Raw genomic sequence first — 544 nt, forward strand, 5'->3', positions numbered from 1 at the left:
CCTCAAGGTCGCCCTTGGCTGAACGTGAATTTGACGTTATTAACCGGGGAACATCCCCGTTAAAGTCATATACGGGGATAGTCCCCGTTTTTCAATAAGGAAATGGTTCCGATGGCTTCTTTTTCGACAGCACGCGTCCCGCGCAGAGACGCTCAGCAAAACAGGCAGCACATCCTCGACATTGCCGGACAGGCCTTCTCGACCTCGGGGGTGGATGTTTCCATGGACGCGATCGCCCGCCAGACAGGGTTGGGATCGGGAACCCTCTACCGGCACTTTCCCAACAAAGACGCTCTGCTCGCCGCTTTGCTCGTGCCCTTTCACGAGGAACTGGAGGAACAGCGGGCCGTGATAGAGGCCGCGGCGGTTGATCCAGCGCTGATGCTCGAACGCTGGATCGATGCTCTAGGAGACTGGATGCTCGCCTATGACGGTCTATCTGAACCTTTGCGCGCCGCATGGTCCGCGCCTACCTCCGCCCTCAGGCCAACCTGCGAAAGCCTGATCGAAACGACGTGGAAGTTCCTGAGCGCGGCACAAAAGG

1 protein-coding gene is annotated in these 544 nt (G+C 58.3%); it reads left to right on the forward strand.

Annotated elements, in window-relative coordinates; genetic code table 11:
* Positions 1-111: 111 nt before the first annotated feature.
* Positions 112-544, forward strand: a 433-nt coding sequence (locus tag AB4Z23_RS28070) for a TetR/AcrR family transcriptional regulator (protein ID WP_441361255.1), incomplete at its 3' end; no start/stop codon positions are given.

The organism is Agrobacterium sp. MCAB5, from assembly GCF_052114365.1.
Taxonomy (GTDB): Bacteria; Pseudomonadota; Alphaproteobacteria; order Rhizobiales; family Rhizobiaceae; genus Agrobacterium; species Agrobacterium tumefaciens.